General features: G+C 69.3%; 4 protein-coding genes. 3 read left to right on the top strand and 1 reads right to left on the bottom strand.

What is annotated here, in order from left to right; all coding sequences use genetic code 11:
* The 3 genes from cobA to AC1DOC_RS16400 form a co-directional block, all read left to right on the top strand.
* Positions 1 to 810: uroporphyrinogen-III C-methyltransferase (gene cobA, locus AC1DOC_RS16410; RefSeq protein ID WP_478130094.1), on the top strand; the 810-nt coding region annotated here is incomplete at its 5' end.
* Between the two features lie 60 nt (positions 811 to 870).
* Complete coding sequence (locus AC1DOC_RS16405; protein WP_012747948.1) at positions 871 to 1,683, top strand: formate/nitrite transporter family protein; 813 nt, start codon at positions 871 to 873, stop codon at positions 1,681 to 1,683.
* A 25-nt stretch (positions 1,684 to 1,708) separates the two neighbouring features.
* Entirely contained in the window at positions 1,709 to 3,442 is a 1,734-nt protein-coding gene (locus tag AC1DOC_RS16400) for a bifunctional protein-serine/threonine kinase/phosphatase (RefSeq protein WP_478130095.1), read from the top strand.
* Between the two features lie 27 nt (positions 3,443 to 3,469).
* On the opposite strand, the gene AC1DOC_RS16395 is transcribed toward AC1DOC_RS16400, so the two are convergent.
* On the bottom strand, positions 3,470 to 5,799 hold a 2,330-nt coding region (locus tag AC1DOC_RS16395; protein WP_478130093.1), incomplete at its 5' end, for an autotransporter family protein.

Raw genomic sequence — 5,799 nt, 5'->3', positions numbered from 1 at the left:
TCCTCGACGCCTGCGACGCATGTCCGGGCACCCGTGGCGCTCGGCCGCTGCACCCTCGTCGGTGCCGGCCCCGGCGATCCCGAACTGCTCACGCTGAAGGCGCTCAGGGCGATTCAGTCGGCCACCGTGCTGCTCGTCGACGACCTGGTCAGCGACGACATCGTCGCCATGGCGGCGCCGGGCGCGCGCGTGATCCACGTCGGCAAGCGCGGCGGCTGCAAGAGCACGCCGCAAAGCTTCATCGAGCGGCTGATGATCATGGCGGTGCGCGAAGGCGAGCACGTGGTCCGGCTCAAGGGCGGCGACCCCTTCATCTTCGGTCGCGGCRGCGAAGAGGTCGAGCACCTCGCGCAGGCTGGCATCCATGTGGAGGTGGTGAACGGCATCACCGCCGGCCTGGCCGGGCTGACTTCGCTCGGCGTGCCGCTCACGCACCGTGCGCATGCGCAGGGCGTGGTGTTCATCACCGGCCACGCCAAGCCCGGATCGCCGGGGCCCGACTGGCGCACGCTGGCGGCCACGGCCCATTCGGCGCGCCTCACGCTGGTCATCTACATGGGCGTATCGAGCGCCGGCTCGATCCAGGACGAACTGCTGAGCGGACTGCCGCCGGCCACGCCCGTCGTGGTGGTGCAGAACGCCAGCCTGCCCTTGCAGCGGCACGCCGTCGGAACGCTGGCGACGCTGCAACGCACGATTGCCGACAACGGCCTTGGCAGCCCTTCGATCATCGTGGTCGGCGATGTCCTGCAAGGGCTCGCGGCCGCATCGGCGTCCTCCGCGCAGCCAGCGCTCGAGAAGGCCGCCTGAGGCGCAGCCCCCTCCCCTTTTTCCGTTCAGCTTCCCACTCTTCAATCCAAAGAAAAAGCCATGGCCTATCTGCAGCCTTCCGAATTCGTCACCAAGATGGTGGACGCCGGTGAATCCAAGATCTTCATGTCCACGCGCGACACGCTCATCCGCGCCTTCATGGCCGGCGCGATCCTTGCGCTGGCGGCGGTGTTCTCCGTCACCATCAACGTGCAGACCGGCTACTCGATCATCGGCGCGATCCTGTTTCCCGTCGGCTTCTGCATTCTTTACCTGCTCGGCTTCGACCTGCTGACCGGCGTGTTCGTGCTGACGCCGCTCGCGCTGATCGACAAGCGCCCGGGCGTGACCATCGGCGGCGTGCTGCGCAACTGGGGCCTGGTGTTCGTCGGCAACTTCCTCGGCGCCTTCACCGTGGCCGTGCTGATGGCCATCGTCTTCACCTTCGGCTTCACCAGCCCGCCCGACAAGGTCGGCCAGGTGATCGCCACGATCGGCGAGGCGCGCACGCTCGGCTACTCCGCCCATGGCGCGGCGGGCATGCTGACGCTCTTCGTGCGCGGCATGCTGTGCAACTGGATGGTGTCCACCGGCGTGGTGGGTGCGATGATCTCCACTTCGGTGACCGGCAAGGTGCTGGCCATGTGGATGCCGATCATGGTGTTCTTCTTCATGGTGTTCGAGCACTCGGTGGTCAACATGTTCCTGTTCCCCTCGGCACTGCTCATGGGCGGCAATTTTTCGATCATGGACTACATCATCTGGAACGAGATCCCCACCGTGCTGGGCAACCTCGTCGGCGGCCTGTCGTTCACCGGCCTGACGCTGTACGCCACGCACGTGCGCACGGCGCCCAAGCGCGTTCCGCGCTGACCTGCGCGCCGCCCGCCGCGTGACGATGCGCTCCGGCCTCGCGGTCTCGATCGGCCAGTACTCCGACAAGGGACGCAAGGAGGCCAACCAGGACTTCCACGGCGCCGCCCTGCCGGAGGCGCCGGGCCGCAGCGCCAAGGGCGTGGCCGTTGCAATTGCCGACGGCATCAGCAGCAGCGACGTGAGCCACGTGGCCAGCGAGTCGGCGGTCAGGAGCTTCCTGACCGACTACTACTGCACCTCCGACGCCTGGAGCGTGAGCCGCTCGGCGCAGCGCGTGCTCACGGCGGCCAACGCCTGGCTGCACGCGCAGACCCAGAACAGCAGCGGCCGCTTCGACAAGGACCGCGGCTACGTCTGCACCTTCAGCGCGCTGGTGATCAAGTCGACCACGGCGCACGTCTTCCATGTGGGCGACACGCGCGTCTACCGCTGGCATGCCGGGGCGCTCGAGCAGCTGACCGAAGACCACCGCGTCTCGGTGGCGGGTGGGCACAGCTACCTGAGTCGGGCGCTGGGCGTGGGTCCGCATGTGGAGATCGACTACCAGGCCCTCGCCATCGAGAAAGGCGATGTCTTCCTGCTGACCTCCGACGGCGTCCATGAACACGTGGATGCGGCCGTCATCAGCACCGCGCTCGACGCCCACCCCGGCGACCTGGACGCCGCGGCAAGAAGCATTGCCGAGGAAGCGTACCGGCGCGGCAGCCCCGACAACCTGACGGTACAGATCGTGCGCGTCGATGCCCTGCCCGACGGCGACATCAACGAACTGCAGGCGCAGCGCGCGGCACTGCGCCTGCCGCCGGTGCTCGAAGCGCGCATGCAGTTCGACGGCTACACCATCGTGCGCGACCTGCACCGCAGCAGCCGCAGCCACATCTACCTGGCGGTCGACGACGACACGGGCGAGCGCGTCGTGCTCAAGACGCCGTCCGTCGACTTGCAGAACGACGAGGCCCACCTCGACCGCTTCCTGCTCGAAGAATGGGTGGCGCGGCGCATCGACAGCGCGCATGTGCTCAAGCCGCATGTGCCGCAGCGCAAGCGCRGCTACCTCTACGTGGCGATGGAGTTCGTCGACGGGCAGACGCTCGCGCAGTGGATGGTCGACAACCCGCGGCCGAGCCTGGAGTCGGTGCGCGGCATCGTGGAGCAGCTGGCCAGGGGGCTGCAGGCCTTCCATCGCATGGAGATGCTGCACCAGGACCTGCGGCCCGAGAACGTCATGATCGACCGCACGGGCACGGTGCGGATCATCGACTTCGGCTCCGCCTGGGTGGCGGGCCTGGGCGACAGCAAGCTGGCCGACCCGGCCCAGGTGCTGGGCACGGTGCAGTACACGGCGCCCGAATACTTCGTCGGCGACGGCGGCTCGCCGCAGTCAGACCTGTTCTCGCTGGCCGTGATCGTCTACCAGATGCTCACCGGCCGCCTGCCCTACGGCGCGCAGGTGGCGCGCATCCGCACGCGCGCGGACCAGCGCAACCTGCAGTACCGCTCGGCACTCGATGCGCAGCGCGCCATCCCCGCATGGATCGACGAAGTGCTGCGCAAGGCGCTGCACCCCAACCCGCTCAAGCGCCATGAAGCGCTGTCGGAATTCGTCGAGGACCTGCGCCAGCCGCATCCTGATTTCCTGGCCCGGCGCGGCACGCCGCTCGTCGACAAGAACCCGGTGGTCTTCTGGAAATGCACCGCCTTGCTGCTAGGCATGGCGGTGGTGGTGCTGCTTGGCGTGATCAGCCTGCGCAGCTGAGGGAGCGAAGGCCGCCCGCTCGGCCGCTCACCACTTGACCCGCACGCCGAGCGACGCGTTGACCGAGCTCTTCACCTTGGCGTCCCCGCCCGAGGACCAGAGCTTGCCCACTTCGCCGTACAGGCTGGTGGTGTTGCCCAGCGCCAGCGTGAAGCCGCCCGCCAGCTCGGTGCTGGTGCCGCCGACCGGCGCCGCGATATCGGTGCGCGTCGCGCCGTTCACGAAGCTCGCCACATCCGCGCCGCTCGAACTCTTGTAGACGTTGAAGCGGCCGTACGGCTGCAGCGTGCCCAGGCCGGTGGCGAGCTCGCCCTTCACGCGGATGCCCGCGCGTGCGATCCAGCCGCTGTCGGCCTCGGGCTGGACCACCGCGCCGACGATGGCCGAGTTGTTCAGGTCCAGGTGCTGGTGGATCAATTGCAGCTGCGGCTCCACGCTCCAGCCGCTCGCGCCCAGCGCGAAGGCCTGGCCCACTTCGATCGAGCCCAGCAGGCTGCGGCCCTTGCCTTCCACGCCGCCGCCGAGGTTCGGCTGCACCGTGTAGCGGTGCCGGCCCGACTGCACCACGGCGTCGGCATACAGGCCGCTGTCGCCGCTGTAGGTGCCGTAGATGCCCACGTACTGGCTGCGCAGGTCGTTGCGGCCCACGCGCAGGTTCTGCAAGCCGCTGGCAAAGCCGTTGACGCGCGCATCGCCGTCGAGCTGGCCCACGTAGAGGCCCGCGCGCCAGTTGGGTGCGGCCAGCAGGTCGGTGCCGGCCTGGACGCCGGTCAGGCGCCCCTTGCTGGTGGGCGAGACGGTGCCGCCCTGCCGGATGTCGATGTCGGCGGAGAGCACGCGTGCCCAGGCGCGGCGCTGCGAACCCGCCGGCGCCGCGGCCGTGCCCTTCACATCGTCGTCGCCCACGCGCTTGCGCAGGTCGCCCAGCATCGCGAGGCTGCCCTGGCGCAGCTGGCTCGGTAGCGCGGAATACAGCGAGGCCTCGGCGCGGTAGGTGGGCACGACGACAGGTGGCGCGGCTGGAAGGTCCGGGGGAGACGGCGCCACGGGATCGACCGGCGAGACCACGTTCGTGGTGGAGCGCAGGTACCAGTTCTCCCCTGCCCCGCCCGCATCGGCGGCATGCAGGCGGTACTCGTAGGCACCCGCATCCACATGGCCGCCCGCGAGCGAGAAGGCGCTCTTCGTGGTCTGCGCGGTGGTGTTGGCGCCGTTGCGCGCGCTGATCACCTCGATGCCGTTGCCGCTGGTGAGTGCGCCCAGGCCGCTCAGGTTGGTGACCTGCACCGTGGTGCTGCCGCTGGCGATGGCCGTCGGCCCGTCGAGCACCAGCCGGTCGCTCGCGCTGCCATCGGCGCCCAGCGCGGTGCCCAGGCGCAGCACGCCGCTGTTGCCGGCGTAGGGGCCGCTGACGGTCAAGGTGGTGCCCGGCGCGCTGCCGACCAGCGACACGGTGCCGCTGTTGGCAAGCGAGGCCACCGTCTGGCTGAAGCCCGCCAGGTCCAGCGTGGCGCCCGCCGCCACGCTGTGCGCGGAGCTCGCGCTGAAGGTGTTGGCCGCGCCGGCACGCAAGGTGCCCTGGGCCACGTTGGTGGCACCGGTGTAGCTGTTGGCGCCGGTCAGCGTGAGCGTGCCGCTGCCCTGCTTGGTGATGAAGCCGCCGCCGCTGATCGCGCCGCTGAGCGTTTCRCTGAAGGCGCCGGTGTCGATGACGGGATCGTTGCTGCCGGTCAGCTCGATGGCATTGGCGATGGTCAGTCCGTCGGCGCTGAAGCCGAGCGTGGTGCCGTCGTCCATCGCCAGCGTGCCGGTGCCCAGCGCCTGGCTGTGGCCGAGGTCGAGGCGGCCCTGCTTCAGCGCGGTGCCGCCGGTGTAGGTGTTGGCGCCCGACAGCGTCAGCGTGCCGGTGCCGACCTTCACGAGCGAGCCGCCGGTGCCGCCGTTCTCGCCGCCATCGGCGATCACGCCGCTGATCGTCGTGTTCGTGCCCAGCGCCCCCACGCTGACGGCCTCGGCGCCCAGAAGCAGGCGCCCGGCGCCCGACAGCGCACCGATCGAGAGCCCGCCGGTGTGGTACGACGCATCGACACTGCCTCCGGCGCGGTTGTCGATGGTGGCGCTTTCGGCACTGCTGGTGTTCACGAAATAGGTGATGCCGCCGCTGCGATTGATGATGTTCGCGGAGCCCGCGCTGCTGCTGTCGTAGAAGCGCGCCTGCCCGCCGCTGTTGTCGATGTTGGCGTTGCCGGCCGTGGCGTTCTGGATGAAGAAGGTGGTGCCCGAGGGGTTCAGGATTGTCGCCTGCTCCGCCGATGCAGTCTCGCGGAAGTATGTGAAAGCGTAGTCATTGTTGGTGA

Source organism: Variovorax sp. 01T439_2 (genome assembly GCF_056398445.1).
Note: the sequence above shows the minus strand (reverse complement) of the source record. Positions and strands in the feature narration are given on the sequence as shown.